26 protein-coding genes are annotated in these 26,303 nt (G+C 64.3%); 14 read left to right on the top strand and 12 right to left on the bottom strand.

The window, feature by feature from the left end:
- Positions 1-17 precede the first annotated feature (17 nt).
- The 3 genes from RBB16_RS14850 to RBB16_RS14840 form a co-directional block, all read right to left on the bottom strand.
- On the bottom strand, positions 18-1,319 hold the full coding sequence (locus RBB16_RS14850; protein ID WP_306046905.1) for a flagellar hook-basal body complex protein: 1,302 nt from the start codon (positions 1,317-1,319) through the stop codon (positions 18-20).
- Between the two features lie 96 nt (positions 1,320-1,415).
- Entirely contained in the window at positions 1,416-2,255 is an 840-nt protein-coding gene (locus RBB16_RS14845) for a flagellar motor protein MotB (protein WP_306046904.1), read from the bottom strand.
- A gap of 61 nt (positions 2,256-2,316) precedes the next feature.
- Positions 2,317-3,213: a LysR substrate-binding domain-containing protein gene (locus RBB16_RS14840; protein WP_306046903.1), complete on the bottom strand. Its 897-nt coding sequence runs from the start codon at positions 3,211-3,213 to the stop codon at positions 2,317-2,319.
- A gap of 125 nt (positions 3,214-3,338) precedes the next feature.
- On the opposite strand from RBB16_RS14840, the gene RBB16_RS14835 reads away from it, so the two are divergent.
- Genes RBB16_RS14835 through RBB16_RS14825 form a run of 3 tightly spaced genes read left to right on the top strand, consistent with a single transcriptional unit; the run spans position 3,339 to position 6,660 of the window.
- Positions 3,339-4,883 (top strand): trimethylamine methyltransferase family protein, encoded by a 1,545-nt coding sequence (locus tag RBB16_RS14835; RefSeq protein WP_306046902.1) that lies wholly within the window; start codon positions 3,339-3,341, stop codon positions 4,881-4,883.
- Positions 4,880-5,815 carry a 2-dehydropantoate 2-reductase gene (locus tag RBB16_RS14830; RefSeq protein WP_306046901.1) on the top strand — a complete coding sequence of 312 codons (936 nt, stop codon included), beginning with the start codon at positions 4,880-4,882 and terminating at the stop codon, positions 5,813-5,815. Before RBB16_RS14835 ends, RBB16_RS14830 begins: the two co-directional genes overlap by 4 nt.
- The gene (locus tag RBB16_RS14825; RefSeq protein WP_306046900.1) at positions 5,812-6,660 is read left to right on the top strand and encodes a fumarylacetoacetate hydrolase family protein; all 849 of its coding nucleotides are present in this window, start codon (positions 5,812-5,814) and stop codon (positions 6,658-6,660) included. Before RBB16_RS14830 ends, RBB16_RS14825 begins: the two co-directional genes overlap by 4 nt.
- A gap of 6 nt (positions 6,661-6,666) precedes the next feature.
- On the opposite strand, the gene RBB16_RS14820 is transcribed toward RBB16_RS14825, so the two are convergent.
- Positions 6,667-8,094, bottom strand: coding sequence for a lysophospholipid acyltransferase family protein (locus RBB16_RS14820; RefSeq protein ID WP_306046899.1), 1,428 nt, complete (start codon positions 8,092-8,094; stop codon positions 6,667-6,669).
- Positions 8,095-8,400: 306 nt separating this feature from the next.
- Between RBB16_RS14820 and RBB16_RS14815 the strand changes: the two genes are divergently transcribed.
- Positions 8,401-9,189, top strand: coding sequence for an exodeoxyribonuclease III (locus tag RBB16_RS14815; protein WP_306046898.1), 789 nt, complete (start codon positions 8,401-8,403; stop codon positions 9,187-9,189).
- An 85-nt stretch (positions 9,190-9,274) separates the two neighbouring features.
- Here the strand turns inward: RBB16_RS14815 and RBB16_RS14810 are convergent, their stop codons facing one another.
- Complete coding sequence (locus RBB16_RS14810) at positions 9,275-9,913, bottom strand: SGNH/GDSL hydrolase family protein (RefSeq protein WP_306046897.1); 639 nt, start codon at positions 9,911-9,913, stop codon at positions 9,275-9,277.
- 128 nt (positions 9,914-10,041) lie between these two features.
- Between RBB16_RS14810 and RBB16_RS14805 the strand changes: the two genes are divergently transcribed.
- The 4 genes from RBB16_RS14805 to RBB16_RS14790 all read left to right on the top strand — a co-directional run bounded on the left by RBB16_RS14805 (position 10,042) and on the right by RBB16_RS14790 (position 12,284).
- Complete coding sequence (locus tag RBB16_RS14805; protein ID WP_306046896.1) at positions 10,042-10,965, top strand: tetratricopeptide repeat protein; 924 nt, start codon at positions 10,042-10,044, stop codon at positions 10,963-10,965.
- 27 nt (positions 10,966-10,992) lie between these two features.
- On the top strand, positions 10,993-11,637 hold the full coding sequence (locus RBB16_RS14800) for an LON peptidase substrate-binding domain-containing protein (protein ID WP_306046895.1): 645 nt from the start codon (positions 10,993-10,995) through the stop codon (positions 11,635-11,637).
- The gene (locus RBB16_RS14795; protein WP_306046894.1) at positions 11,634-11,816 is read left to right on the top strand and encodes a Trm112 family protein; all 183 of its coding nucleotides are present in this window, start codon (positions 11,634-11,636) and stop codon (positions 11,814-11,816) included. The genes RBB16_RS14800 and RBB16_RS14795 overlap by 4 nt, the downstream gene beginning before the upstream one ends.
- A gap of 69 nt (positions 11,817-11,885) precedes the next feature.
- Complete coding sequence (locus RBB16_RS14790; RefSeq protein WP_071689561.1) at positions 11,886-12,284, top strand: hypothetical protein; 399 nt, start codon at positions 11,886-11,888, stop codon at positions 12,282-12,284.
- 185 nt (positions 12,285-12,469) lie between these two features.
- Here the strand turns inward: RBB16_RS14790 and RBB16_RS14785 are convergent, their stop codons facing one another.
- Positions 12,470-13,729: a UbiH/UbiF/VisC/COQ6 family ubiquinone biosynthesis hydroxylase gene (locus RBB16_RS14785; protein WP_306046893.1), complete on the bottom strand. Its 1,260-nt coding sequence runs from the start codon at positions 13,727-13,729 to the stop codon at positions 12,470-12,472.
- A gap of 51 nt (positions 13,730-13,780) precedes the next feature.
- Here RBB16_RS14785 and RBB16_RS14780 point away from each other — a divergent pair, with 51 nt between their 5' ends.
- From RBB16_RS14780 to RBB16_RS14765, 4 genes are all read left to right on the top strand, one after another.
- Entirely contained in the window at positions 13,781-15,109 is a 1,329-nt protein-coding gene (locus tag RBB16_RS14780) for an amidase (protein ID WP_306046892.1), read from the top strand.
- A gap of 118 nt (positions 15,110-15,227) precedes the next feature.
- Positions 15,228-16,412 carry an aminotransferase class I/II-fold pyridoxal phosphate-dependent enzyme gene (locus RBB16_RS14775; protein WP_306046891.1) on the top strand — a complete coding sequence of 395 codons (1,185 nt, stop codon included), beginning with the start codon at positions 15,228-15,230 and terminating at the stop codon, positions 16,410-16,412.
- An 11-nt stretch (positions 16,413-16,423) separates the two neighbouring features.
- Positions 16,424-19,297 (top strand): DNA translocase FtsK, encoded by a 2,874-nt coding sequence (locus RBB16_RS14770; RefSeq protein ID WP_306046890.1) that lies wholly within the window; start codon positions 16,424-16,426, stop codon positions 19,295-19,297.
- A gap of 50 nt (positions 19,298-19,347) precedes the next feature.
- Entirely contained in the window at positions 19,348-19,956 is a 609-nt protein-coding gene (locus tag RBB16_RS14765) for an outer membrane lipoprotein carrier protein LolA (protein ID WP_371931252.1), read from the top strand.
- 9 nt (positions 19,957-19,965) lie between these two features.
- Here the strand turns inward: RBB16_RS14765 and RBB16_RS14760 are convergent, their stop codons facing one another.
- Positions 19,966-20,541, bottom strand: coding sequence for a lytic transglycosylase (locus tag RBB16_RS14760; protein ID WP_306046888.1), 576 nt, complete (start codon positions 20,539-20,541; stop codon positions 19,966-19,968).
- A gap of 69 nt (positions 20,542-20,610) precedes the next feature.
- Positions 20,611-21,492, bottom strand: coding sequence for an AEC family transporter (locus RBB16_RS14755; RefSeq protein ID WP_306046887.1), 882 nt, complete (start codon positions 21,490-21,492; stop codon positions 20,611-20,613).
- A gap of 85 nt (positions 21,493-21,577) precedes the next feature.
- Here RBB16_RS14755 and hspQ point away from each other — a divergent pair, with 85 nt between their 5' ends.
- Complete coding sequence (gene hspQ / locus RBB16_RS14750) at positions 21,578-21,904, top strand: heat shock protein HspQ (protein ID WP_127559712.1); 327 nt, start codon at positions 21,578-21,580, stop codon at positions 21,902-21,904.
- A 3-nt stretch (positions 21,905-21,907) separates the two neighbouring features.
- Here hspQ and RBB16_RS14745 read toward each other — a convergent pair whose 3' ends face one another.
- The 4 genes from RBB16_RS14745 to RBB16_RS14730 form a co-directional block, all read right to left on the bottom strand.
- Positions 21,908-22,288 (bottom strand): rhodanese-like domain-containing protein, encoded by a 381-nt coding sequence (locus tag RBB16_RS14745; RefSeq protein ID WP_306046886.1) that lies wholly within the window; start codon positions 22,286-22,288, stop codon positions 21,908-21,910.
- A gap of 10 nt (positions 22,289-22,298) precedes the next feature.
- A complete protein-coding gene (locus RBB16_RS14740) occupies positions 22,299-23,879 on the bottom strand; it encodes a gamma-glutamyltransferase family protein (protein ID WP_306046885.1) in 1,581 nt (526 codons plus the stop codon).
- Between the two features lie 245 nt (positions 23,880-24,124).
- On the bottom strand, positions 24,125-24,613 hold the full coding sequence (locus RBB16_RS14735) for an ATP-binding protein (protein WP_306046884.1): 489 nt from the start codon (positions 24,611-24,613) through the stop codon (positions 24,125-24,127).
- On the bottom strand, positions 24,610-24,960 hold the full coding sequence (locus tag RBB16_RS14730) for an STAS domain-containing protein (protein ID WP_071689571.1): 351 nt from the start codon (positions 24,958-24,960) through the stop codon (positions 24,610-24,612). The genes RBB16_RS14735 and RBB16_RS14730 overlap by 4 nt, the downstream gene beginning before the upstream one ends.
- A 90-nt stretch (positions 24,961-25,050) precedes the next feature.
- Between RBB16_RS14730 and RBB16_RS14725 the strand changes: the two genes are divergently transcribed.
- A complete protein-coding gene (locus RBB16_RS14725; RefSeq protein WP_306046883.1) occupies positions 25,051-26,262 on the top strand; it encodes an acetyl-CoA C-acyltransferase in 1,212 nt (403 codons plus the stop codon).
- The last annotated feature ends 41 nt before the right edge of the window (positions 26,263-26,303 follow it).

The raw sequence follows: 26,303 nt of genomic DNA, 5'->3' as shown, positions 1-26,303 counted from the left end.
TGGCCTCAGCGCCCGGATCAGCGCTTGATATTTGTGGTTTCCTGCAACATTTCGTCCACCGTCTGGATGACCTTGGCGTTGGAGGAATAGGCGCGTTGCGTCTGGATCAGCTGGGTCAGTTCGCCCGCGACATCGGTTGTTGATTCCTCGCGCGAGAAGCCCACGATGTCGCCGGTCGGCCCGTCGCCCGCATCCCACAGGAAGAACGATCCGCTGTCGGGCGAGATCTGATAGGCCTGGTTCGACAGGGCGATCAGACCGTTGGGATTGGGCACGTCAATCAGCGGCACCTGATAGATCACGCGGGTAAAGCCACTGTCATAGATCGCGTGGACCATGCCTTCGCCATCGACCTCCACCGACGACAGGTTGCCGACAGGAGAGCCGTCTTTGACCACGGGGGCATTCGAGAAACTGTCGGAGAGCTGTGTGAAACCGCCGGGTTCGCCGATGATGCCGATATCGAGCTCCATCGGGCCGCCATTCACATTGACCTCGATCGTGCCATCGGTGCCGTTGTAGGCACCGCCCGAGACGGCTGTGACAGACAGGAGGTTGCCGCCACTTCCGCGCGCATCGTCGAAGGTCAGGGTGTATTCCCCGATCACCGCCCCGCCAGATGCGGAATCGCGAATCTCCATGGTCCATTCATTCGAAGACCCGGAGGCGGGGACGGTGGGTGTGAAATTGATCTCCAGCACTTCGGAGGTGCCGAGGTTGTCGAAATACTCCGTCGACATGGTGACGGTGTCGCCCGATGCGCCTGCCTCGGTCGCGGTGGCGGGCAGGTTCAGCGTCAGTTCCATCTGGGTGGTGGGGTCGCCCGCGAACTGGTTGGTGTGGACGCGCACCGGTTCCAGCCCGTCCGTGGTGTCGCGCGGGAAGGTGGGGATGGTGCCATCGCCATCGGCTGGCCACCCAAGCAGAACCAGCCCGGTTTCCGTACGCAGCACGCCATCGGCATCGGGGCGAAAGGACCCGGTGGTGGCCAGCATCACCGGTTGATTGCCGGACTGGGATTCCAGGGAAGCGGCCGTGGTGACCGGCAGCATGCCGCGCCCGCCAATGGCCAGGTCGGTGGGGTTGTCGGTGGTGATCAGCGTGCCGCGCTGTTCGATCATGCGCCCGGTAATGACCCGGACGCCGCCGGCGGAATAGCTGCCATGGCCCTGAGAGATCACCATCGACTGAAAGTTGGTCACGGCGCGCTTATAGCCATAAGTGCCCGAATTCGCGATATTGTCGGAAATCGTGGCGAGGCGGCTCGCGTTCACGTTGAGCCCGGCAACCCCGGAATTGAGCGAGGAGGAAATCGTCATTGGAATGCGCCTTTCTGCTGCATCTCGTCCTTTGGGCCAGACAAGCACGGGCGCATTTAACAGGGGCCTAACAGATAAAAATCGAACTGTTTTCCCTCAGGGCAGGCTGCGCAGAAGGGTGATTTCGACCCTGTCATTGCGTATTGCCATGCGGTCGGCGACCGCCGGGCTGCGGTCTGCGTGCCCGGTGATGCGCTGAAACCTCTCCGCATCCAGCCCGGCGCGTTGCAGCGCGGTGCGAAGCGCTTGAGCCTGAGCCGTAGACCTGTCCCAGGTTGTATCCTCCGCCACCACGATCGGGTCGGACCGGACATGCGCCGCGACCGCGACGCCATTGGTGACGGTCCCGAAAAGCTCTGCCATCACCGCCAGCAGGTCTTCCAGCCAGGGCTCGGGCGTGGTGCCATCCGAGCCAAAAAGCGGTGTGCCGGGGCGGGCGAAGATCTCGACCACCAGCCCCTGATCGGTCAGGCGGGTCTGGACATGATCGAGCATTTCATCCGACACCCGCGCATCGCCGCCGCCATCCATCAGCGAATCCTCGATATCCTCCATCAACGCCTGTTCCAGTTCCTCGGCGCTGTGGTCTGTCCCTTCCATCCCCATGGCCTGCCGCCCCTCGGTCGGGCGCCGGTCAGAGGCGCCGGTGCCGTTCTGGGCAACAACGGTTTCCGAAAACGGGCTGTCGCCGCCGAAAGACCCGTCGCCGCCGCCTGAGATCCGGGCAATGGGTACCGTGGGGCTGAAATAGTCGGCGATCCCCTTGCGCTGCTGTTCCGTCGTGGCGTTGAGCAGCCACATCAGCATGAAAAACGCCATCATCGCGGTCACGAAATCCGCGTAGGCCACCTTCCACGCGCCACCATGGTGGCCATCGCCGCCGCTGACCTTTTTCTTCTTGATGATGATCGGGCGCAATTCGTTCTGCGCGGCCATGGCCTGCCTCACCCAATGGGACTGTCGGCGGGCAGCCTAGCGGCGGGCAGTGAAGGAAGGCTTAATGCGGGCTCTGGCTGGCTTCGTTGATCAGCCAGTCGCAGGTTTTCCTCGCTTCGGGTGACAAGGCCGCGCCGCTTCGCGTCAGAAGGTGAAAGGCCCGGCTCGGACGCAGCATCTGCGCGAAAGGCTGGACAAGCGCGCCGCTTTCGATCTCGGACGCGACGAGGGGAAAGACGCCAAGCGCCACGCCAAGACCGTCCTTGACCGCCTGCAGCACAACGTTGGAATCGGTGATGACGGTTTCCTCGGCGAAGCCCGGATCAGGCAAGTCGACCAATGCCAGCCATGCCGCCCATTCCGACCGGTCCTGCTGATGAATGATCGGGAAACGGGCAAGGTCGGCGGGGGTCGTCAACCCGCCCAACTGTTCGATCAGGGCGGGGCTGACCACCGGGCTGTAGCTGATCTCCATCAGCTTGCGCGCATCCAGTCCCGACCAGGTCCCGATACCCCAATCCACGGCAATCTGCGTTACCATCGCGGCCTCGTTGGTGATCCGGGGACTGTGGTGCAGCACGAGTTCGATATCGGGGTGCTGCTGGCGGAACCGTCCAAGCCGGGGAATCAGCCAGCGGGACCCGAAGATCGGGCCGACCGCAAGGGTGACGGTCTTGCGCGGTGTGCTGATATGGGATTCGGCCTCGGCCCGGATGTCATCGAAGGCACGGCTGACCACGCGGGCCAGTGACCGTCCCGCATCGGTCAGCACCACGGCGCGGGTCTTTCGAACGAACAACTGACAGCCCCAGTCCTGTTCCAATTGGCGGATCTGGTTGCTGATGGTGGTCGGGCTGACACAAAGCTCGGCTGCGGCATCCTTGAAGCTGAGCAGCCGGGCCGCGGCCTCAAAGCTGCGCAAGGCGGTCAGGGGCAGGCGCCTGTTGGGAAGTTTCATGACGCGATCCGCAGATGGGCTATGGATGAGGTTTTCTTTATGCATAGAGCCTGCAATAGTCGCTTGTCCAACTGTTCCGGTTTGGAAACTATCCGGAAGACAGCAGGACAGGAGTGACCGCCGGAATGGCACAGACGGGAACACGACGCAGAGGGCGGCGGCGAGGCGGCAGCGGCGATGCGAATGACGCAATCAAACCCGTGCCCCGCAACAGGCTGTCCGGGGGACGGCTGGACCCGCTGGACGCGGACGCCATCGCGCGGATCGACGCGGCCGCACGCGCCATCCTGTCCGAGGTCGGCATGGCGGAGCCGCCGCAAGCCGTGGTGGATCTGGTCACCGCCGCCGGGGGCAGCCTGACCGGGGAAGGCCGGCTGATCTTCCCGCGTGACCTGCAAGACCGGGCACTGGCAGGCATTGGGCGGGACGTCACTTTATTCGGACGGGCAGCGGGGCTGGATATGCAGCTGACCGGCCAGCAAGTGCATGTGGGCACCGGCGGAGCGTCGCCGCAGATGGTGGATATCGACAGTGGCATCTACAGACCGTCGACGCTGGCCGACCTCTACGATGCCGCGCGCGTAGTGGATGTGCTGGATAACATCCACTTTTTCGCCCGCCCGGTCGTGGCGCGTGACATGGATGACGACCTGTCGCTTGACGTAAACACCGCCTATGCGGCCCTGGCGGGTACGGCGAAACACGTCGTCGTCAGCGCGTCCAGCGCTGAAGCGGTGCGGGCAATCGCCGAGATGTGCTTTGCCATCGCGGGCAGCGCCGAGGCGTTTCGGGACCGGCCCTTTCTGTCGCTGACGATCAACCACGTCGTGCCGCCGCTGCGCTTCTCGGAAGAGGCCTGCGAGGTGATGATCTTGGCTGCCCGGCTTGGCATTCCCATGCAGTGCAACACCTTCGGTCAGCTTGGGGCCTCCAGCCCTGTCACCATCGCCGGATGTGTGGCGCAGACCATTGCCGAAACACTGGCGGGGGTAGTCGTTGCATGGCTGGCCAACCCGCAGGCACGGATCATCTTTGGTCCGCGTCCCATGGTGACCGACCTTCGTACCGGCGGCATGGCGGGTGGCTGTGGCGAACAGGCTTTGCTGACGTCCGCCGCCGTGCGCATGGCGCGCCACTACGGTCTGCCGAATTCCACCATCGCGGGCGCGACGGACAGCAAACTGCCGGACGCGCAGGCGGGGTTCGAGAAATCGCTCAGCGTGTCCATGGCGGCACAGACCGGCTCGAACATGATCACCCAGGCCTGCGGGGCCTTGGCCGGGCTGATGGCCTGTTCGCTTGAGGCCTATATCATCGACAACGATATGCTCGGGGTGATCCTGCGGTCGCTGGCTCCGATCGAAATGGACGAAAGCGCGCTGTCCGTGACTGCGATTGCAGAGGTGGCGCATGGCGAGGGCCATTTCCTTGGCCGCCCCGAAACCTATCAGCGGATGCAGAGCGATTTCCTCTATCCCGACGTATCCGACCGGCGCAGCCCGGATGACTGGGCCGCCGCCGGATCGCCCGATATCCGCGGCACCGCCAACGCCCGCGCGCGCGAGATCCTCGCATCGCATTTTCCCTGCCATATCCCTGCCGGGATCGACGAGGCGCTGCGCGCGCGCTTCGATATCCGTCTGCCGCAAACCAGAATGAGGCCCGCATGAAGATCGCCGTTTTCGGAGTTGGGGCCATGGGCTCTGTCTATGCTGGTCTGCTGGCCGATGCCGGTAACGAGGTTTGGGCCGTAGATCCGTGGCAGGCGCATCTTGACGCTATCGCCACGACCGGACTGCGGGTCGAAGGGGCCAGCGGCGACCGGGTGGTCAGGACAATCCGCACCGCCGCTGATCCTGCCGATCTGCCGATGGTCGATCTGGTGATCATCGCCACCAAGGCCTCTGCCGTCGGGGAAGCGGCGCGGGCGCTGACCGGGTGCGTGGGGCCGGATACGCTGATCCTGACCATCCAGAACGGGCTTGGCGCGGGTGAGCGGATCGGCCAGTACATGAACACCGCAAATGTGATCCTTGGCGTAGCGGATGGGTTCGGGGCCTCGATGAAAGGCCCCGGTCACGCGCATCACAACGCCATGAAGCTGATCCGCATCGGCGAAATGGGCGGCGGCATGACCGAGCGGCTGGAACGGCTGGCAGAGCTCTGGCAGGGGGCCGGGTTCAACGTGAAGGCCTTTGCCGACATCAATCAGCTGATCTGGGAGAAATTCCTGTGCAATGTCACCTTGTCGGCCCCCTGCACCGTGATCGGCTGTACCGTGGGTGAGGTGATGGACAACCCTGAGGCGCGGGCCATGGCGCTTGCATGTATGCGCGAGGCCTATGCCATCGGTCTGCACAAGGGCATCGCCTTTTCCTTCGATGACCCGGAGGCCTATGTCACCGCCTTCGCCGCGCAGATGCCCCATGCGCGGCCCTCGATGCTGCTCGACCATATGGCTGGCCGCCCGTCAGAGATCGACGCGATCAACGGGATGGTGCCGGTTCTGGGCGCCGAGATCGGCCTGCCCACACCCTACAACCAGACGCTCAGCACCATCGTGCGCGCCCGCGAGGCGGCATTCGGAAAGGACAAGGCATGAAACTGGCACGCTGGCAGCAGCATGGGTTTCAGGCCTATGGCCTGATCGATGGGAACAATGCGCACCCGGTTAGCGACGGGTTTCGCATGCGGTTTCCCGATCTGAACGATGTCCTGGCCGCTGGGGCCCTCTCGGACCTGCGCGCCGATGCACTGGCCCAACCGCCGGTTCCGGTGGCGGGCATCACCTGGCGATTGCCGATCCACCCCGCGGCGCGGGTGATCTGCGTGGGCATCAACTACCCGAAGCGCTACCCGCTGGATCAAAGCGTGACCCGTCCGGAGAACATCATCCTCTTCGCCAAGCTGGATGGCACGCTCGTCCCTCATGACACGCCGCTGGAAATCCCGGTAGGAGAGGCCGCCGAGAGCTTTGACTATGAAGGCGAGATCGGTGTCGTCATTGGCCGGGCCGCGCGCCATATCAGCCCCGATCAGGCCCATGCCCATATCGCCGGATTTACCGTGGTCAATGACGGGTCCGTGCGCGAATGGCAGAAGCATTCGGTGCATGCGGGCAAGAATTTCGCCGCGTCGGGTGGCTGCGGTCCATGGATCACCACCGCCGATGAGATCGACGTGCCCGAGGCGCTGAAGCTGACCACGCGGCTGAACGGCCAGATCGTGCAGCATGCAAGCGCCAGCGAGATGTTCTTCTCGATCCCGCAGGTGATTTCCTACATCTCGCAGATGATCCCGTTGCATCCCGGCGACCTGATCGCCATGGGCTCGCCCGATGGCACCGGAGGCAGTCGCAGCCCGCAACGCTTCCTCAAGCAGGGTGACGTGCTGGAAATCGACGTGCCTGGTGTGGCTGTCCTGTGCAACCGGGTTGGCGCGGGGTGAGCGGGGTTATCCCTCGGCCTGTTCGCAGAACGCCGCGTACTCCTCTGACAGGGCCGCCAGTTCCGCCCTGATCCGGCTGCGTTGCGTGGTCAGCTTGCTGGCTCTGCGAGAGTTGCCCCTAAGCAGCACGCGCGCCCGTGTCTCGGCCCAGATCGCGGCAGCATTGTCGAGAAAGGTCAGGGTTGGCCGCCCCGTGGCCGGGGCCAGCAGCAGCGTCACACCCCCACAGATCCAGCCGGTCGCTGCATCCCCGTAGGCCGCAGCGACAAGGCCTATGGCCAGTGCCGTGACCAGCCAGAAGAATGGAAACACGAAGAACCCCGCAAAAATCGACCATGTGGATCGCTTGTCCAGATCCTTGCGGCGGCTCAGTATGCGCAGCACGAAGAAAGGCAGCAGGTTCAGCGCCAGGCCAAGCAGGGCAATGGGCGCCAGCAGGACGGTCTTCAGCGCGGTTCGCTTTCTGCCGGTGGCAAAGGCCCCACCGGCTGCAACCCCGTGCGCGATCTGATCGTCGCGCAGTCCGGAGCTGCGCAGGGCGCGGTCATATTCCGCGATCTGTTGGCGCAGCGCAGCCGTTCGGCTTGGCTGGGTTTGCTGAACCCAGAGGTATCCGTCATGGATGCCGCGCCGGATCTCGGCGATGCTGTACAGCCCGGTCCCGGTCAGATCCGGGTCGGCATTGCCGATCATCTCGGCCGCCCGCGCGACAAGCCGCGCCTCTTCCCAGCTTTCGTGTCCGGGTGTCATGGCGTCCAGACGATCATGGAGACGCCCGGTCAGGGCCTTCACCGCTGCGGCCTGCCCTGTCCGGCTTTTCGAACCGAAGGCCTCGACATCTTCGCAGGCCAGATCGACAGGGTCGCCGATTTCCAGCAAGGCCCGCGATCGAACCCGGTATTTCGCCTCGAATGTCAGGCAGACGGGCACAATCGCCAACCGGGTCGGGCCATGGCGGGTTTCGGTTTCCAGCGCGATGCGGGCCGCCCCGGATTTGAGCGGCAGCACGCGCGGGTTGTTGTGGCTGATCCCCTCGGGAAAGATCGCCAGAACGCCACCGGCTTCAAGCAACTGACACGCGCTGCCGAAACTGTCTGCAAGCTTGCCCCGATCGGCTCGGCCATCCTGACGGCGGTAAAGCGGCACCACCCCTGCGGCATTCAGAATCGGGCGGAGCGGGCGGTAGTCCCAGACAGTGCTGGCCCCGAGAAACCGGGGCATGCGTGGCAGAAAAGAGGTGATGACAGCGCCATCCACAAGGCTGTTGGAATGGTTCGCCAGAACGATCACCGGCCGATCCATCGGGAAGCGCTCGATCCCGACGACCTCGATACGGCGATAGAACGCATCCAGGGTCAATCGCCCGAGCCACCGCAAAAAGCGGTCGGTCAGCGGGCGTGGGCGGTCCCCGCCTGGTCGGGGTTCAGAGGTCATTTCGGTAATCTTGGCTCAAAGTCGCGTGGAATGTCAGACCGCAGGTCGCTAGTATCGGTGGTTGAAAATGGGGTCTCGAAAACCAGCGTATCCTGTCTTGCGCCGGTTGCAAGGGGAAGGCCGCCTGCCGTGCCTGAAACGGGCCGCGTGGCCGGAATGATCCCCACCACATCGGTTTCGGAACCGGGGTCCGTCTGCCGGTGAAGCTCGGGATACATCCGATGAATTTCAGGGCGTGCGCTTTTCCACTGTCCGCGATATGACCGCGAGACAGTTCCAAACCATCTGCCCACAGGACCCGTGCCCATGCCCTTCACGCTTGCCACCTGGAACATCAACTCTGTCCGGCTGCGCGCCGACCTAGTGGCCAAGCTGCTGCGCGAGGAAGGGCCAGACATCCTCTGCCTGCAGGAATGCAAGAGCCCGGTCGACAAGATCCCGGTCGAGATCTTCCAGAACCTCGGCTATGGACACATGGTTGCGCGCGGGCAGAAGGGCTATAACGGCGTTGCGATCCTGTCCAAACTGCCGATGGAGGAGGCCGGAAGCCACGATTTCGCGGGGCTCGGCCATGCGCGCCACATCGCGGGGCGGCTGGAAAACGGGGTGACCATCCACAATTTCTATGTGCCCGCCGGGGGCGATGTGCCCGACCGCGAGGTGAATGAGAAATTCGGCCAGAAGCTCGACTACCTCGCTGACATGAGGGACTGGGGCAAGTTCGATGCGCCCGAAAAGTCCATTCTGGTGGGCGACCTGAACATCGCCCCGCGCGAGGATGATGTGTGGAGCCACAAGCAGCTACTGAAGGTGGTCAGCCACACGCCGGTGGAGGTCGATACGCTCGGCACCGTGATGGAGGCGGGCAAATGGGTGGACGTGACCCGCGCCGATATCCCCGAAGGGCAGCTCTACAGCTGGTGGTCCTACCGCGCGCGGGACTGGGACGCGGCAGACAAAGGGCGCAGGCTGGATCATGTCTGGGCGACACCCGATATCTCCAACGCCGCCCATTCCAGCCGCATTCTACGCGAGGCGCGGGGGTGGGAGAAACCCTCGGACCATGCACCGGTTTTCGCGACGTTTGATTTGTGAGCGGATAAGGCGCTTGCAAGCGCCTTCTTGAAGGGCCTTCGAAGGCCCTTGGAAGCGGTTTGCAAACCGCTTGGTCGCGCCCGGATCAGAGCTTGGCGATCACCTCTGCCAGAGCCGCACCGAGCATCCGATGCGCGTCGGGTTCGTAATGGATGCCGTCCTGCTTGCTGACCTCGATCACCGATCCGGCGTCGAAGAAGCCCACGCCCCGCGCGGCGGCTAGGGCACGAAAGCTTTCAGCCAGATGCGGCCCCACGGCTTCCGCGCCCCAGAACTGGTCGCGGATCGGGCCGGTTTCCATCACCGGTGGCGGGCAGATCAGCAGCACCCTGAAACCGCCATGGCGGGTCTGCATCGGCTCTGACAGGGCGATATCCAGCAGCCCCGCCGCGCCGCCGGTGATCCGGTCGACCGAGGGCGCGAACCGGGTCTTGAGGTCATTCGTTCCCAGCATGATGGTCAGCACGTCAATCGGCCCGTGGCTCTCCAACGCGATGCGCAGCCCGGTTTGCCCGTTCATATGCGCGCCCATGATGGGGTCTTCCAACCCCGTGGTGCGGCCCGGCAACCCCTCCTCGACCAGCGACCAGTCAGGGCCGAGCGCCGCCACCGCCACCGTCGGCCAGCGATCCTCAGGCCCGAAGCGCCCGTAAAGGCCGGGTGTCACGATCGGGGGTGTGCCATGGGTGTTGCTGTCACCGAAGGTTAGAAGGGTCTTGGTCATGGGGGGCTCCGCATTGCCTGACTGCAACGCTATGTCCCGGCCTTGCCCCCGTCAAAGCCCATTTGACCCCCTTGGCCTTTCCGCCCGCGCGGCCCATATAGGTCGTGACAAAGGTGAAGGGGGCACAGATGCTCGAACTCGATGGACTTCAGCCCGGCCCTGCAGCCGGCGATCTGATCGTTGACGGAACCGAAGAAAACTTCATGGCCGTGGTCGTCGAGGCCAGCCAGGAGGTGCCGGTTGTCGTGGATTTCTGGGCCACCTGGTGTGGACCCTGCAAAACGCTCGGCCCGCAGTTGGAGGCCGCCGTCACCGCCGCCAAGGGCAAGGTGAAGATGGTCAAGATCGACGTGGACCAGAACCAGCGGCTTGCACAGGCCCTGGCGCAGCAGGGGCTGCCGCTGCAATCCATTCCGACGGTCGTGGCCTTCTACCAGGGCCGCCCGGTCGACATGTTCCAGGGCGCGGTGCCGCAATCCGAGATCAAGGCCTTCATCGACAAGCTGACCGGTCTGGCCGGGGACGGTGGACTTGGCGAAGCCGTCGAGGCTGCCGAGCAGATGCTGGCCGATGGCGAGGCCGCCGATGCCGCCCAGACCTTTGCCGCGATCCTTGGCGAAGAGCCGGACCATGCCGGGGCCTATGGCGGGCTGGTCCGCGCGCACCTGGCCATCGGAGAGCTGGATCAGGCCGAGGCGATGCTGGCCAATGCGCCCGAGGCGATTGCCGGCTCGCCCGAACTGGAAGCCGCCCGTGCGCAGCTGGAACTGGCCCGTCAGGCCGCCGATGCAGGCCCGCTGGCAGAGCTGTCGGCAGCGGTAGAGGCCGATCCCGCCAATCATCAGGCGCGGTTCGACTATGCGCAGGCCTTGCACGCATCCGGTGATGTGGAGGCGGCGGTGGATCAACTGCTCGACCTGTTCCGCCGGGATCGGGACTGGAATGACGGGGCGGCCAAGGCGCAGCTCTTCACCATTTTCGAGGCGCTGAAGCCAAATGACCCGGTGGCCTTGAAGGGGCGGCGCAAGCTTTCGTCGCTTCTGTTTGCCTGACTGGCCTTCCTGCCTACATAGTGAGGCATGATGTCCCCGGCTGATCTGCCCGAAACGATTCCGCTTTTCCCGCTGCCCGGTGCGCTGCTGCTGCCCCGGGCCCGGCTGCCTCTGCATATCTTCGAGCCGCGCTACCTTGCGATGCTGGAGGACAGCCTGAAGACGCCGCACCGCATGATCGGCATGGTGCAGCCGCTGGAAGGCGGCAAGCCAGGCCAGTCGCGTCTGCACGAGATCGGGTGCGCGGGGCGGGTGACGCAGTTCTCGGAAACCGAGGATGGGCGCTACATGATCACTCTGTCGGGCATGTCGCGCTTTCGGATCAAGCGGGAGGTGACAGGGTTCTCTCCCTATGTGAAAGCCGATCTGCACTGGTCCGACTTCACCCGCGATCTGGGTCGGGAAGAGGAAGATCCGAATTTCGACCGGGAACAGTTCCTGAAGCTTCTGTCGCGCTATTTCGAGGCGGCGGCGCTGCAAACCGACTGGGGCAGCCTGGAAGAGGCGGATGACGAGCTGCTGATCAATTCGCTGTCGATGCTGTGCCCGTTCAGCGTCGAGGAGAAACAGGCGCTGCTGGAGGCTCCGCACCTGACGGACCGGCGCGAAACGCTCACCGCGCTGATGGAATTCACCTGCCGGGGTGGCGCAAGCGATGAGGTGATCCAATGAGCAGGCCTTCGGTAATCGACCGCAAGATGCTGGAGGCCCTTGTCTGCCCGGTGACGCAAGGCACCCTCTCCTACGATGCCGATGCAGGGGAGCTGATTTCGCGCGCGGCGGGGCTGGCCTTTCCGATCCGCAACGGCATTCCGATCATGCTGGAAGACGAGGCGCGCAAGCTGGACTGATGGCTTGACGGGGCCTGTCTGACTGCGCCTAGATGACGGGGATTACCTGACCCTTTAGGACCTGTCGCCATGCTTTCCAAGATCCCGCTGCTCGTCATCCCCCTGATCCTGTTCAACCTTGGGCTCTTTGGCCTGATGGGGGCGGACGATCCGTTCGTTCGGTCGCTCTTCACGGTCGAGATGATGTCGGGCGGAACTTGGGCGATGACCATCGGGGACGTGATCGTGCTGGTGGCGCTGCTGGTTTTGTTCGTGGAGATCATGAAATCGACCGTGACCGGGATGGCCTCGATCATCGACCATCTGCTGTCCACGGTCGTGTTCGTGGTCTACCTGGTGGAGTTCCTGCTGGTGGCGGGGGCGTCCACCTCGCTGTTCTTCACACTGATGGTGATTGCCTTGATCGACGTTCTGGCGGGGTTTTCGGTGTCGATCCGGTCTGCGGGGCGGGACATCAACATGAACTGATGGGGGTTTCGCCGCCTGCCGGCGTCGACCCGTGAGCGGCCCTCCTCAACCCCCGGCTGACGCCGGAGGCCTCGTCATGCCGCGTTGCCACGTATGCGTGGCCGATGGTGGCGATTGGCGTTTTGGGCTGCGCCCCGTGGCCGGGTTGGGATGCCTCCGGCGGGAGTATTTTCACAAGGAGAAACTCAGAGCGGTTTGCCCTGCAGCAGCCGTGGGACATCGCCGGTCAGGCCCGCAGCTTCGCGGATGAAACTGCGGCGGGCGGCGGGGAAGGCGTTGATGAGGCCCATGCCCAGATCGCGCCCCGCCCGCAGAAGCGGGTTGTCATTGGAAAAGAGCCTGTTGATCAGGTCGGTGGAGGCGGCGAGCGTGGCCGTATCGAAGCGCCGCCAGCGTTGATAGCGTTCGAGGACCAGAAGGCTTGCGATATCCTCGCCACGGCGTTTGGCATCTGTCAGCACTTCGGCCAAGGCGCCCACGTCGCGCAGGCCGAGGTTGAGGCCTTGACCGGCGATTGGGTGCACCCCGTGTGCGGCGTCGCCTACCAGCGCCAGGCGGTCATCCACGAAGCGTTCGGAAATGGTCAGGTTCAGGGGATAGGTGAAACGGTCGCCATCAAGCGCGATCTCGCCCAGGAAATCGCCGAAGCGCGGGCGCAGTACCTCGAGATAGCCTTCGTCGCTGAGTGCGTTGATCTCGGCGGCGCGGGCGTGGGTTTCACTCCAGACAATGGAGCAGCGGTTGCCGGGCAGGGGCAGAATGGCCAGCGGTCCCGCGGGCATGAAGAACTGATGCGCAATGCCGTGATGGGGCAGCTCGTGTTTCAGCGAACACACGAGCGCGGTCTGGCCGTAATCCCAGCCCTGCCGCTTGATCCCTGCCCGCGCGCCGGTGCCGCTTTGCCGCCCATCCGCACCTATTAGAAGGCGGGCGGTCAGGGTACGGCCATCCTCCAGCGTCACGGATGCGGGGCCGGTGGTGTCCTGCGCGATCACGCGCTTGCCGGGCAGATGGATGATATTGGGATCGGCCTGCATCCGGGTCAGCAGGGCGTGGCGCAGGAAGCGGTCCTCCAGCATGTAGCCCATCGGGCCTTCCTCGATCTCGGCATGATCGAAATGCAGGAAGAACGGCGCGGGGCCTTCGCCTGCGCGCCCGTCGCTGGCCTTGATCTCCAGCATCGGTTGCGCGTTGGCTTTCACATCCTCCCAGATACCGAGGGCCATTAACAGCCGGGCCGAGGCCAATGCCAGCGCGTAGGAGCGGCCATCGAACCGGTCATTGTCACTGGTTTCCACCGGCAGGGCGTCGATCACGGTGCTGGTCAGGCCCGCCTGGCTGAGGGCCAGCGCGAGGCAGGGGCCGTTCAAGCCGCCGCCGACGATCAGGATATCGGAGTCCGTTGCCATGCCCCGCAATATGGGCACATACGCGGGATTGTCCATGTGGCATGACCCCGCTAGCGTGGCCCGCGACAACATGGCGGAGGACAGGCGATGCGGGACGATTGGCAGACACTCGGGGTGGTGGATCTGGGCCGCGCGATCGGGGCGGGAGAGATCGACCCTGTTGAGCTGACCGAGGCCTATCTGGAGGCCATTGCGGGTCATGAATATGCGGGCCGCATCTACTCCGTTGTCACGCCGGATCGGGCACGGGCGGAAGCGGCGGCAGCGTCGGAACGGGCGCGTCTTGGCGTGCGGCGCGGGTTGCTGGACGGGGTGCCGCTGTCGTGGAAGGACCTCTTTGACAGTGCCGGGGACGAGACGAAATCGGGCTCTGACCTGCTGGCGGGGCGGGTGCCGGATGCAGATTGCGAGGTGCTGGCCAATGCCACTCGGGCCGGCATGGTCTGCCTTGGCAAGACGCATATGAGCGAACTGGCCTTCTCTGGTCTCGGCATCAACCCGGTGACGGAAACACCGCCCAATATCCATGATCCCGAGCTTGTGCCGGGCGGGTCTTCGTCGGGGGCCGCAGCCTCCACAGCCTGGGGGCTGGCGCCTGCGGGGATCGGGTCGGATACCGGCGGATCGGTGCGAATACCCTCTGCGTTCAATGACTTGGTTGGGTTGAAGACGACCTCCGGGCGGCTGTCTCTGGCGGGTGTCGTGCCGCTTTGCGCGCGGTTTGACACGGTCGGTCCGCTGGCAAAATCCGTTGAGGATTGCGCGTTGCTGCTCGCGGTCATGGAGGGGAGCAAGCCCGCCGATCTTGAAGGGGTGAGCCTGAAAGGGCGGCGGTTCCTGGTGCTGGATACCTACACCGATGATGTGCGTGAGGAGCCAGCAGCGGGCTTTGCCCATGCGATTGACCGGATGACGCAGGCGGGGGCACAGATCACCCGTGGCACCGTGGACGGGATCGAAGCGGCGATGGACCTGTCACCGATCCTATTTACCTCGGAGGCTTACGGAACGTGGAAACACGCGATCGAGGCCACGCCCGAAAAGATGTTCCCGCGTATTCTGGACCGGTTCCGGTCCGGTGCCGGTTTTGCCGCCGCCGACTACGTATCAGCATGGCAGTTCCTCGACCACCTGCGCGGGGAATGGGCGGCGCAGGTGGCGGGCTATGACGCGGTGCTGTTGCCGACCGCGCCGAACCTGCCACCCCATGCGGGCCGGCTGATGGAGGACGATGATTACTACGTCACCGAAAACCTGCTGACCCTGCGCAATACGCGCGTGGGTAACCTGATGGGGCTGTCAGCGCTGACGATCCCCACGGGCGTGCCGGGCACGGGGATCATGCTGCTTGGCCAGCCGTTCGGAGAGGAAGCACTACTCAGGATCGGCAAGGCGGTGGAAACGGCATTGGCCTGAAGGCCACAGCCCCGCCCCGCAATCGCCCTGAAAGCGTTCGTTTTTCTGGACCAAAGCCGCGCAAGCCGTTAACCTGCCGACAAACAGGGCGAAAAACGACCCTGAACCAGAGGCAGATATGGCATTTCCTGAGCGGTTTTCGAACCTGCCAGCATACGCGTTCCCGCGTCTTCGGGCGCTTCTCGACCCCCATGCGCCGGGGGCCGATCCGATCAATATGACGATCGGGGAGCCGACACATGCCTTCCCCGACTGGGTGCCTCAGATCATCGCGGAAAACGCCGCTGGCTTCGGGAAGTATCCGGCCAATGACGGCACGCCGGACTTGCAGGCGGCGATCTCTGGATGGATCGCCCGCCGCTATGGGGTGAGCGTCGACGCCGCCACGCAGATCCTGCCGCTGAACGGCACGCGCGAAGGGCTGTTCAACGCCTGCATTGCGCTTTGCCCGGAAACCAAGGGAGGTAAGCAGCCCGTCGTTCTGACGCCGAACCCGTTCTATCAGGTCTACGCGGTGGCCGCGCTGGCTGTAGGGGCGGAGCCGGTCTATGTGCCCGCGACGGACGCCACCGGGAACCTGCCCGACTATGCCAGCCTGCCGGATGACGTGCTGAACCGCACCGCCGTGGCCTATATCTGCTCGCCTGCAAACCCGCAGGGGGCGGTGGCGAACGGAGCCTATTGGCGCGAGTTGATCGGGCTTGCCGAGCGCTACGATTTCCAGATTTTCGCGGATGAGTGCTATTCCGAGATCTACCGCGATGCGCCGCCCCGTGGCGCATTGGAAATCGCCGCCCAAATGGGCGCGGACCCGGAGCGGGTGGTGCTGTTCAATTCGCTCTCCAAACGGTCGAACCTTGCCGGTCTGCGCTCGGGCTTTGCCGCTGGCGGGCCGGAAAGCATCAAACGGCTCAAACAATTGCGCGCCTATGCCGGTGCCCCCCTGCCGGGGCCGTTGCAGGCGGTGGCCGCAAAGGCGTGGTCGGACGAGGATCACGTGACAGCGAACCGGGCGCTCTATGCCGAGAAATACGCGATTGCAGACGAGGTTTTCGCAGGTCTCGACGGCTACATGCCGCCCGAGGCCGGGTTCTTCCTGTGGCTGCCCGTCGAGAACGACGAGGCGGCAACGGTGAAACTTTGGTGCGAGGCCGGGGTTCGGGTGTTGCCCGGATCCTACCTGGCCCGCGAAGTGAACGGCCACACGCCCGGCGCGGATCGGATCCGCGTGGCGATGGTGGCACAAAAAGACGACATGCGGCGCGGGCTGATCAAGCTCCGCGACTGCCTGTATGCAAGGTGAGGTGACGGGATATGGCTTATCAGACGCGACAGAGGGATCCGCTGCTGGACAGCTCGATGCAGGCGGCGCTGGAAAAGCGCGGGCGCGAGGCGCTCGGGATCGTGCTGATCCTGACCGGGATTGCGCTGACGCTGATGCTGGCCTCTTACAATCCCGATGATCCCAGCTGGTGGGCCGCCACGGATGCCGTGCCGCAAAACCTGCTTGGGCGGTTCGGGGCCTCCTGCGCGGCGCTTTTGATGCTTGTGGTTGGCTGGGGCGCTTATGGTCTGGCGCTTGGGGCCGTGGTCTGGGGTGTGCGGCTGGCCGCCCATCTGGGTGGCGAGCGAGCGCTTGGCCGCATCATCTTCCTGCCGATTGCCGTGGCGCTGGCCGCGATCTATGCCGCGACGCATCAGCCCCCTGCGACCTGGGTTCAGAGCTATGGGCTCGGCGGTGTCTTCGGCGATACTGTCCTGGGCGCCCTGCTGAACGTGCTGCCCTTTGCCATTGGCACCGGTCTCAAGATCCTCGCCGCCCTGTCCTTCCTGACGCTGATTGCGCTTGGTCTGTTCGTGCTTGGCGTGAACGGGCGCGAAATGCGCATTGCCCTGCGGTTCATGCTGATCGGGCTGATCAATTCCTTCGCCTGGATCGGGGCGATGTTCGGTCAGGCCGGTCGTGGGGCCGGTCAGGCCGCCATGCAGATGCATGCGCGCCGCCGCAGCCGGGCAGTGGTCCAGGCTGAGGGCTATGATGACGATGCTCTGGCCTATGATGAACCGGATTATCCGGAAGAGGAGGTAACCCCGCGCCCGCGCTTTGGCCTGCTGGACCGGATGCCGCCGATCCTTCGCCGCGACCGCGTGGCCGACCCCGAACCAGAACTGGTGGAACGTGCGCCCGTCGCCCCCGCCGATCTGGAAGCCCCCGATGATGATCGCATCCGCAGCAAGATCGCCTCTGTGATCCAGAGCCGTGTGCGGCGTCCGGGCACCGTGGTGGAACCCGAGGCGGAAGAGCCACAATCGGCGGTTCAGGCCGCCGTGGCCGCGCGCCGGGCAGAGCATATGTCGGCCCGCGTGGAACCCCCGATCACCGCCGCCCGCGTGGAACCGCCCCTGACCGCCGCGCGTGTGGAGCCGCCGCTGACCGCAGCCCGCATTCACCAGCCCGAGCCGCAAGCCTATTCAGAACCGGATTTCGTCGAGGAGATGCCCGTCGAAACCATCCCGCTGCCGCATTCAGAGCGGACCGTCGCGCATTCCGCACCGACCCCGGCTGCGACCCCGGAACCCAAGCGCGTGGTGCAACCCCTGCAACGCCGGACCCTGCCGCAGTCGCGTGCCGCGCGGGCCGAGGCGCAGCCGACCCTGCCGCTTGATGACAGGACGCAGGCCTATGAATTCCCGCCGCTCAATCTGCTGACCAGCCCGGCCAGTATCCAGCGCCACCACCTGTCCGATGAAGCGTTGGAAGAAAACGCGCGGATGCTGGAAAACGTGCTGGATGACTACGGCGTGAAGGGCGAAATCGTCAGCGTCCGCCCCGGCCCCGTCGTCACCATGTACGAACTGGAACCGGCGCCGGGCCTGAAAGCAAGCCGGGTAATTGGTCTGGCCGATGATATCGCGCGCAGCATGTCCGCGCTGTCTGCCCGTGTTTCCACCGTGCCCGGCCGCAGCGTGATCGGCATCGAACTGCCCAATCAGCACCGCGAAAAGGTGGTCCTGCGCGAAATCCTCGCCAGCCGCGACTTTGGCGATGGCACTCAGAAACTGCCACTGGCGCTTGGCAAGGATATCGGCGGCGATCCCGTGGTCGCGAACCTCGCCAAGATGCCCCACCTGCTGATTGCGGGCACCACAGGCTCCGGTAAATCCGTGGCGATCAACACGATGATCCTCAGCCTTCTGTACAAGCTGACGCCCGAGGACTGCCGCCTGATCATGATCGACCCGAAGATGCTGGAACTCAGCGTCTACGACGGCATCCCGCATCTGCTGAGCCCGGTTGTGACTGACCCGAAAAAGGCCGTGGTGGCCCTGAAATGGGTCGTGGGTGAGATGGAGGAACGCTATCGCAAGATGTCCAAGATGGGCGTGCGCAACATCGACGGCTACAATGGCCGGGTGAAGGATGCGCAGGACCGGGGCGAGATGTTCAGCCGCACGGTGCAGACCGGGTTTGATGATGAAACAGGCGATCCCGTCTTCGAGACCGAGGAATTCGCGCCCGAAAAGATGCCCTATATCGTCGTCATCGTCGACGAAATGGCCGACCTGATGATGGTTGCGGGCAAAGAGATCGAGGCCTGTATTCAGCGTCTAGCGCAAATGGCCCGTGCCTCTGGCATCCACATCATCATGGCCACGCAGCGCCCGTCGGTTGACGTGATCACCGGCACGATCAAGGCGAACTTCCCGACGCGGATTTCCTTCCACGTGACCTCGAAAGTCGACAGTCGCACCATCCTGGGCGAACAGGGGGCCGAGCAGCTGCTTGGCATGGGCGACATGCTGTATATGGCGGGCGGTGCCAAGATCACCCGCGTGCATGGGCCGTTCGTTTCCGACGAAGAGGTCGAGGAAATCGTCAGCCATCTGAAGAGCTTCGGCCCGCCGGACTATGCCGCCTCCGTTCTGGACGGCCCCGACGACGACCGCGAAAGCGATATCGACGCGGTACTTGGCCTTGGCGGCAACACGACCGGCGAAGACGCGCTTTACGATCAGGCGGTGGCAATCGTTGCGAAGGACCGCAAATGCTCCACCTCCTACATCCAGCGAAAGCTGGCCATCGGCTACAACAAGGCCGCGCGACTGGTGGAGCAGATGGAGGATGAGGGCGTCGTCAGCTCCGCCAACCATGTCGGCAAGCGCGAGGTGCTGGTGCCTGAGCAGTAATCCGCCCTATCGCGCGGACGTGAGGTGCAATGCGCCCCGGTGGTGATTAAATGGAACCCATGACACGATTTATTCTCGCCACGGCGCTTGCCGCCTGCACCGCATTGCCAGCCTTCGCCGATCCGATCCCGCTGTCGGATCTGTCGGACTATCTGAACGACCTGCGCACGGCAGAGGCCAGCTTTACCCAGATCAGCGATGACGGTGCCATTGCCACAGGCACGCTCTACATCCATCGGCCCGGACGGATGCGGTTCGAGTATGACGACAGCGAGCTGCTGGTCATGGCTGGCGGCGGGCAGGTCGCCATTTTCGACGACCGGGCCAACACCGCGCCCGAGCAATACCCGCTGCGGCGCACGCCCCTGAACCTGATCCTGGCGCGGAACGTGGACCTCGACCGGTCGGACATGATCCTGTCGCATGAGGGCGATGAAACCACGACGCGGATCATTGCCCAAGACCCGGATGAACCCGATATCGGCTACATCACGCTTGTCTTCACCGATGAGCCTGTGGAACTGCGCCAGTGGATCGTGACCGATTCAACCGGGTTCAACACCACCGTGATTCTGGGTGAGCTGGAAGAGGGCGGGAATATATCGGCCCGCCATTTCAACATCCCGCAGGAACTGCGAGATCGTGGCATCACCGAATAGCCGGGCCGCCTAGCGGCGGCACCCGACCAATTGGCGTTCATACATTTCGGCCCGTTCATCCACTCGGGAGGCGACGCGCAGCAGCCACGGTTTGGCGTTGTAACTGCCCCGTGCATAGCCCGAATGGCCCTCGTGATATGCAAGGTACTGATTGCGCGCGTCATCGGGGGCTATGCCAAGCCGTTCCACTGACCGGTTCATGTACCAGCCCATGAAATCGGTGGCGTCGCGGATATCGGTCCGGTTGGCGCGGCGGCTGCCGGTGGCGTCCCGATAATCATCCCACGTGCCGTCCAGCGCCTGGCTATAGCCGAAGGCCGAGCTTTGTCGGCCAAGGGGAATAACCCCAAGCGCATAGCGATGCGGGGTTCGGGCGTTGTGGACGAAGCTGCTTTCCTGATGGATCGTGGCCAGCTGCACATGGACAGGAATGCCCCATTCGCGTTCCGCCTGACGGGTCGCGCGGGCGATATCCGGGCGTTCGTTCAGGATAAGACACGCGTTGTCCAGGTTACGGGGTGGCCTAGGCCCGCCGCCACAGGCGGCAACGGCCAATAGCAGCACGAGAAGAATCGCGCGTTTCATGAAATCTGCCTGCTCGAGTTTTGTTTGTTTGCCACAGCTTACCCGAAAACGCAGCGCGGGGGAACGGGGTCAGAGCAGGAAATACAGGAGGATAGGCAGGGCCAGCACGCTGATTAACGTGGAAATCACCACATATCCGGCCACAGCATCGGCGTCAGCGCGGAACCGTTCAGCCAACAGGTAGGAGGACACGCCGACGGGCGTCGCCATTTGCAGAATGATCACCGCGAAAGCCACCGGTTCCAGCCCAAGGGCCCATCCCGCCGCCACGCCCGCCGAGATGCCGATGACCAGCTTGGCCAGTGACAAAAGCACCGCGCGCCCTACCCCTCTCGGGGTCAGTCGCGCAACCGCCACACCGAGCGTGAACAGCATCAAGGGAATGGCCAGTTGCCCGGCAAGCGACAGCGAGTTCGTCAGCCAGCGGGGCGTCTGCCAGCCCTGCCACAGAAAGAGCGCCCCAAGCAGGGTGGCCCAGACCATCGGTTCGCGCAGCACCCGCAGGATCGAGGCCTGATCGGACACCAGGCGGATGCCAATCGTGAAGGACAGCACCGCCATGATTGCGAAGATCACGACGCCATAGCCAAGCCCCACGTCGCCAAAGGCAAACAGCGCCAGTGGCAGGCCAAGATTACCGGTGTTGCCAAAGATCGTCGGGGCCAGAAACGTGCGCCGGTCGATCCCCGCAACAAGGATCAGACCCGCCGACAGGACGCCCATCAGCGCATAAGCCAGCAGCGAGGCCAGCGTCATCGCAGACAGCGCCGCCGGGTCGATCTCGGTCTGCATCAACGCGGTGAAGATCAGGCAAGGCACCGCGATGGTCATCGCCAGCCGCGTGACGAACTCCACCGGGTAGTCGAGACCGAATTTCCGCCAGCCAAAGCCCGTGGCGGCCAGAAGGAAGACCGGGGCCACGATCTCCAGCACTGTCAGGACGAGGTTCACAATCTGTTTCCCTTGATTCGGCCGCTCCCGGATGGACAAGCCCCCGACCCGGGGTTTAGGAGAGGGGGTAAGGGGGCGCAATCCGATGCTCAAGACACGCGCGAAATTCACGCTTGGCCAGGTGGTCAGGCACCGTAAACACCCGTTTCGCGGGGTAATTTTCGATGTGGACCCCGAGTTTGCGAATACCGAGGAATGGTACGACGCGATTCCCCCTGAGTCGCGCCCGTCCCGCGAGCAGCCCTTCTATCACCTGCTGGCCGAGAACGATCAGACCTATTACGTGGCCTATGTTTCGGAACAGAACCTGGTGCCCGATGACACCGGCGAACCCGTCGATCACCCCGACCTGCCGGACCTGTTCGGCGAGTTCCGCGACGGGTACTACCCGCTCGAGTTTCAGCTGAACTAGGCGTCAGTCAACCGGCAGACCGGCCTTTTTCCACGCGGTGAAGCCGCCGTCGATCTCGGCCACGGTCTCGACCCCCATCTCCTGCAGGGCCTTGGCCGACAGGGCAGACCGCCACGCGCTGGCGCAAAACAGGACCAGTGTCTTGTCGGTGGCCAGCGGCGGCTTGTGGTAAGGGCTGTCCGGGTCGATCCAGAATTCCAGCATCCCACGCGGCGCATGGAAGGCACCGGGGATGCGGCCCTCTCGGTCCAGCTCCCGCACATCGCGGATATCGACCAACAGGGCCTCGCCCGCCTCGGCCCGCGCCAATGCATCTGCGGGACTGATCGTTTCGATGACGGCCTTTGCCTCGGCCACCAGGGTTTTCACAGGGGTTATGGGCATGATCGTTCCTTCAATATCCGAGCGCGCAGCCATCCTTGCGAGGGTCCGATGCCCCTTGCAGAACCCCGGTTTTCGCGTCGATTCGGATCGCCTGCCCGCCACCGATGGGGCGAAGCGGGCGGTCCAGCTTGTGCCCCTTCGCGGCCAGGTCCGCCTGAACCTCGGGCGCATAACCATTTTCGATCCGCACTTCGCCCCCCACGGGGAAGCAGCGCGGCGCGTCAATGGCCTGCTGCGGATGCATTCCGAAATCGACGATATTGCTGAGATATCGGACATGGCCGATCGGCTGATAGGCCCCGCCCATGACCCCGAAGGCGGTCAGGCTGCCATCGGCCTCGCGCATCATCGCGGGGATGATCGTGTGCATCGGGCGCTTGCCGCCCATGGCCTCGTTCGGGTGGCCCTCTTCCAGCGTGAAGCCGCAGCCCCGGTTCTGGAACAGGATGCCGAAGCGGTCACTGGCGATGCAGGACCCGAAATCCTTGAAGATCGAATAGATCAGCGACACCACCATCCGGTCGCTATCCACGACGGTGATATAGACGGTTTCCTTGTGGAGGCTCTCGGTCTTGTCCTTGATCGAGGTCAGGGCCTTTCCGGGGTCGATCAGGGCCGACAACGCCTTGGCCGTTTTGGGCGACAGCATGTGGTCGAGATGCCGGACATAGCCGGAATCGGCGATGAACCGGTCGCGTGCGTCGAAGGCCAGTTTGGCGGCCTCAATTTCCAGATGCGCGCGCTCTGCCCCATCAGGGTCCATCGCGGCGATGTCATGGCCTTCCAGCATATTCGCCATCAAAAGCGCCATCGCGCCCGCCCCGTTCGGCGGCAGTTCGATCAGTTCCGCCCCGCGATAGCCGGTGCGAATCGGCGTGACGTAGTCGCAGGCGGTCGCGGCGAAATCCGCCAGCGTGTGGGTGCCGCCAAGCGCGCGCAGGCTGTTGACCATATCTTCGGCCACCTCGCCCTCGTAGAACCCGGCGCGTCCCTCGTGTGCTATCCGGCGCAGAACCTCTGCCTGACCCGGCGCGCTGAAACGCTCGCCCACGCGATAGGGGCGCCCGTCATTTAGGAAGATCTCCCGCGCGCGGCCCTTGAATTCATAGGCTTCCTCGCCCCAGTCCTGCGCCACGCGCGGTGCGACGGGGATGCCCGCCTCGGCGTAGTGAATGGCGGGGGCCAGAACCTCGGCCATCGTCAGCTTGCCCATATCGCCCTGCAACCGGCAGAACCCGTCAACCGCGCCGGGGATCGTGACAGCAGCCGCATCGCGTTCTGGCATTACCGTATGTCCGGCAGCGCGCAAGGTGGCGGCGTTCAGGCCTGCGGGCGCCCGGCCAGAGGCGTTCAGCCCGACGATCTCATCGCTGTCGGGGCGTTTGACCAAGGCAAAGCAGTCGCCCCCGATCCCGGTCATCTGTGGCTCGCAGATCCCAAGCAGAACCGCCGCGCCAATGGCCGCATCCACCGCATTCCCACCCTGTTCCAGCAGGTTGATGGCCACCTTGGCAGCCAGCGGGTGGGACGTGGCGCACATGCCGTTATCGGCGAAGACCGCAGACCGTCCGGGAAGGTGAAAATCGCGCATTCTGTCCTCTCGCATCGCTTCGGCGCTACGGTAGGACAATTATCGGCGGTGACAAGGGGAGGCAGGGCAATGGACCTCGGCACCGCGCCACTGGGTGGGGGCTTTCAGACACGGCACCGAGGGAAGCCATTGCAGCTACCCTTCCCTTATCGAGGAGATTCCCGGCACGGGTGCGGAACAATTGGGGCATTTTCGAGAATGGTTAACCCATTGCGGAAACAGTTGCCGCACAGGGTGGGTGTTGTTCAATCCCCAAGGGTAATCCGAAAACTCAGCCGGTTGATCCCCTCGTCCCGGCTGTAGTCCAGCCCGGTCGTCAGGTCCCGGATAAGGGCCCATCCGAAACTGCCCTCTGGCAGATCCTGCAAGGCCAGCGCCTCGGGGGAGTGGCGGCGGGCAGGTGGCAGCGCACCGCCCGGCATCGGCGCGCCGAAATCGGTCACGCCGCAATGGATGAAACCGTCATGTACGGAAACGCTGAGTTCGATCCTGCCCTCACCCCTGTCCTGATAGGCATGTTCCACGACGTTGTTCAGCACCTCTGCCAGCACCAGTTCCAGCGTGAAAAGCTGCTCGATCGGCAGGCCAAGCTGAATGAGCGTCTGGTTCAGCCCAAGCAGTTCGATGCTGACAAGCGCCGGCTGTGCCTCGAACCGACGGGTGCAGGCCCACCCCAGAGCGGTGCCACCCGGGGGGTCCCCTTGCCGGGGTGATGGCAGATCCCGAACGCTCATGCCGCGGGGGCAACTCCGTGGGCGGCCAGGGCATCTTCCACCGACCCGTGGATGGGGAAAACCTGGTTCATCCGTGTCAGCCGCATGACCTTGTCCACCGCGGGGGTCAGACCCGACAGATCCAGCTGCCGCCCCTCCCCCAACAATTTGCGCGCCGCCACGACAGCCCCGAGCCCGGAACTGTCCAGAAAGGTGACGTTCTGCAAGTCCAGAACAACCGGCCCGTCCCAGTCGCGCACAAGGTCACGAAACCGGTCCTTGAACTGGATGGCGACAGAGGCGTCAATGCGATCCGGGACGACATGCAACAGCGCGATCGGCCCCTTGGGTTCCAATGTAATATCCATAAGCTGCGTCCTTTCGCTTGCCGCAAGCACCCTAGACAGCAATCCTTTCCAAACGGTATCCAACCCCTCGGGGAAGAAACGGAGAGTTTTATGGAAAACGTGGTGATCTGCGGCGCGTCCCGAACGCCCATGGGCGGGTTTCAGGGGTGTTTTTCCGGCGTGACGGCGTCCGATCTCGGCGGGGCCGCGATCAAGGCCGCGCTGGAACAATCCGGCGCCGCGGCCAGCGATGTGCAGGAGCTTCTGATGGGCTGCGTCCTACCCGCCGGTCAGGGTCAGGCCCCGGCGCGTCAGGCCGGGTTCAAGGCCGGGCTTGGCCAGGATGTGCCCGCAACGACGCTGAACAAGATGTGCGGCTCCGGCATGAAGGCCGCGATGATCGCCCATGACCAACTGGCGCTCGGCCACACGGATCTGATGGTCGCGGGCGGCATGGAAAGCATGACCGAGGCCCCCTACCTCCTGCCCCAGATGCGCGGCGGCGCCCGGATCGGCCATGGCCGCACCATCGACCACATGTTCCTCGACGGGCTGGAAGATGCCTATGACAAGGGCCGCTTAATGGGCACCTTTGCCGAGGACTGCGCCGAAAGCTTCCAGTTCACCCGCGAGGCGCAGGATGACTATGCACTTGCCTCGCTGTCCCGCGCGCTGGAGGCGCAGGCATCGGGGGCGTTTGCCGATGAGGTGACGCCGGTGTCGATCGGGGGCCGCTATGGCGACCGATCCGTCACGGCAGGCGCACACGAGGGCTGGACGGTCGTGGCCGAAGACGAACAACCCGCCAAGGCCCGCCCCGAAAAGATCCCGCAGCTGAAACCCGCCTTCCGCAGGGATGGCACGGTGACGCCCGCCAATTCCTCGTCGATTTCAGACGGCGCGGCGGCCCTCGTCATGGCCCGCGAAAGCGTGGCTAAGGCAAAGGGCCTGCCGATCCGCGCCCGCATCCTTGGCCATGCCAGCCACGCGCAGGAACCGGGCTGGTTCACCACCGCGCCCGTTCCCGCGGCAGAGAAACTGCTCGCCCGCCTTGGCTGGTCCAAGGAAGACGTGGACCTGTGGGAGGTGAACGAAGCCTTCGCCGTGGTGCCCATGGCCTTCATGCACAAGATGGCCCTGCCTCATGACAAGGTGAACGTGAACGGCGGGGCCTGCGCACTCGGCCACCCGATCGGGGCCTCCGGCGCGCGGATCATGGTCACCCTGCTGAACGCGCTGGAAAAACGCGGGCTGAAACGCGGCATCGCGGCGATCTGCATCGGTGGCGGAGAAGGCACCGCCATCGCCATCGAACGGCCCTGATCCTTTCATCTTGGCCCAAATACCTCGGGGGGTCCGGGGGG

It is taken from the genome of Nioella sp. MMSF_3534 (assembly GCF_030732985.1).
In the GTDB taxonomy this organism is placed as follows: domain Bacteria; phylum Pseudomonadota; class Alphaproteobacteria; order Rhodobacterales; family Rhodobacteraceae; genus Nioella.
Note: the sequence above shows the minus strand (reverse complement) of the source record. Positions and strands in the feature narration are given on the sequence as shown.

What these genes read in the sequence shown, in the direction of transcription:
- RBB16_RS14850 (WP_306046905.1), bottom strand. Translation starts at nt 1,319, where the DNA reads ATGACGATTTCCTCCTCGCTCAATTCCGGGGTTGCCGGGCTCAACGTG.
- RBB16_RS14845 (WP_306046904.1), bottom strand. Translation starts at nt 2,255, where the DNA reads ATGGCCGCGCAGAACGAATTGCGCCCGATCATCATCAAGAAGAAAAAG.
- RBB16_RS14840 (WP_306046903.1), bottom strand. Translation starts at nt 3,213, where the DNA reads ATGAAACTTCCCAACAGGCGCCTGCCCCTGACCGCCTTGCGCAGCTTT.
- RBB16_RS14835 (WP_306046902.1), top strand. Translation starts at nt 3,339, where the DNA reads ATGGCACAGACGGGAACACGACGCAGAGGGCGGCGGCGAGGCGGCAGC.
- RBB16_RS14830 (WP_306046901.1), top strand. Translation starts at nt 4,880, where the DNA reads ATGAAGATCGCCGTTTTCGGAGTTGGGGCCATGGGCTCTGTCTATGCT.
- RBB16_RS14825 (WP_306046900.1), top strand. Translation starts at nt 5,812, where the DNA reads ATGAAACTGGCACGCTGGCAGCAGCATGGGTTTCAGGCCTATGGCCTG.
- RBB16_RS14820 (WP_306046899.1), bottom strand. Translation starts at nt 8,094, where the DNA reads ATGACCTCTGAACCCCGACCAGGCGGGGACCGCCCACGCCCGCTGACC.
- RBB16_RS14815 (WP_306046898.1), top strand. Translation starts at nt 8,401, where the DNA reads ATGCCCTTCACGCTTGCCACCTGGAACATCAACTCTGTCCGGCTGCGC.
- RBB16_RS14810 (WP_306046897.1), bottom strand. Translation starts at nt 9,913, where the DNA reads ATGACCAAGACCCTTCTAACCTTCGGTGACAGCAACACCCATGGCACA.
- RBB16_RS14805 (WP_306046896.1), top strand. Translation starts at nt 10,042, where the DNA reads ATGCTCGAACTCGATGGACTTCAGCCCGGCCCTGCAGCCGGCGATCTG.
- RBB16_RS14800 (WP_306046895.1), top strand. Translation starts at nt 10,993, where the DNA reads ATGATGTCCCCGGCTGATCTGCCCGAAACGATTCCGCTTTTCCCGCTG.
- RBB16_RS14795 (WP_306046894.1), top strand. Translation starts at nt 11,634, where the DNA reads ATGAGCAGGCCTTCGGTAATCGACCGCAAGATGCTGGAGGCCCTTGTC.
- RBB16_RS14790 (WP_071689561.1), top strand. Translation starts at nt 11,886, where the DNA reads ATGCTTTCCAAGATCCCGCTGCTCGTCATCCCCCTGATCCTGTTCAAC.
- RBB16_RS14785 (WP_306046893.1), bottom strand. Translation starts at nt 13,729, where the DNA reads ATGGACAATCCCGCGTATGTGCCCATATTGCGGGGCATGGCAACGGAC.
- RBB16_RS14780 (WP_306046892.1), top strand. Translation starts at nt 13,781, where the DNA reads ATGCGGGACGATTGGCAGACACTCGGGGTGGTGGATCTGGGCCGCGCG.
- RBB16_RS14775 (WP_306046891.1), top strand. Translation starts at nt 15,228, where the DNA reads ATGGCATTTCCTGAGCGGTTTTCGAACCTGCCAGCATACGCGTTCCCG.
- RBB16_RS14770 (WP_306046890.1), top strand. Translation starts at nt 16,424, where the DNA reads ATGGCTTATCAGACGCGACAGAGGGATCCGCTGCTGGACAGCTCGATG.
- RBB16_RS14765 (WP_371931252.1), top strand. Translation starts at nt 19,348, where the DNA reads ATGGAACCCATGACACGATTTATTCTCGCCACGGCGCTTGCCGCCTGC.
- RBB16_RS14760 (WP_306046888.1), bottom strand. Translation starts at nt 20,541, where the DNA reads ATGAAACGCGCGATTCTTCTCGTGCTGCTATTGGCCGTTGCCGCCTGT.
- hspQ (WP_127559712.1), top strand. Translation starts at nt 21,578, where the DNA reads ATGCTCAAGACACGCGCGAAATTCACGCTTGGCCAGGTGGTCAGGCAC.
- RBB16_RS14745 (WP_306046886.1), bottom strand. Translation starts at nt 22,288, where the DNA reads ATGCCCATAACCCCTGTGAAAACCCTGGTGGCCGAGGCAAAGGCCGTC.
- RBB16_RS14740 (WP_306046885.1), bottom strand. Translation starts at nt 23,879, where the DNA reads ATGCGCGATTTTCACCTTCCCGGACGGTCTGCGGTCTTCGCCGATAAC.
- RBB16_RS14735 (WP_306046884.1), bottom strand. Translation starts at nt 24,613, where the DNA reads ATGAGCGTTCGGGATCTGCCATCACCCCGGCAAGGGGACCCCCCGGGT.
- RBB16_RS14730 (WP_071689571.1), bottom strand. Translation starts at nt 24,960, where the DNA reads ATGGATATTACATTGGAACCCAAGGGGCCGATCGCGCTGTTGCATGTC.
- RBB16_RS14725 (WP_306046883.1), top strand. Translation starts at nt 25,051, where the DNA reads ATGGAAAACGTGGTGATCTGCGGCGCGTCCCGAACGCCCATGGGCGGG.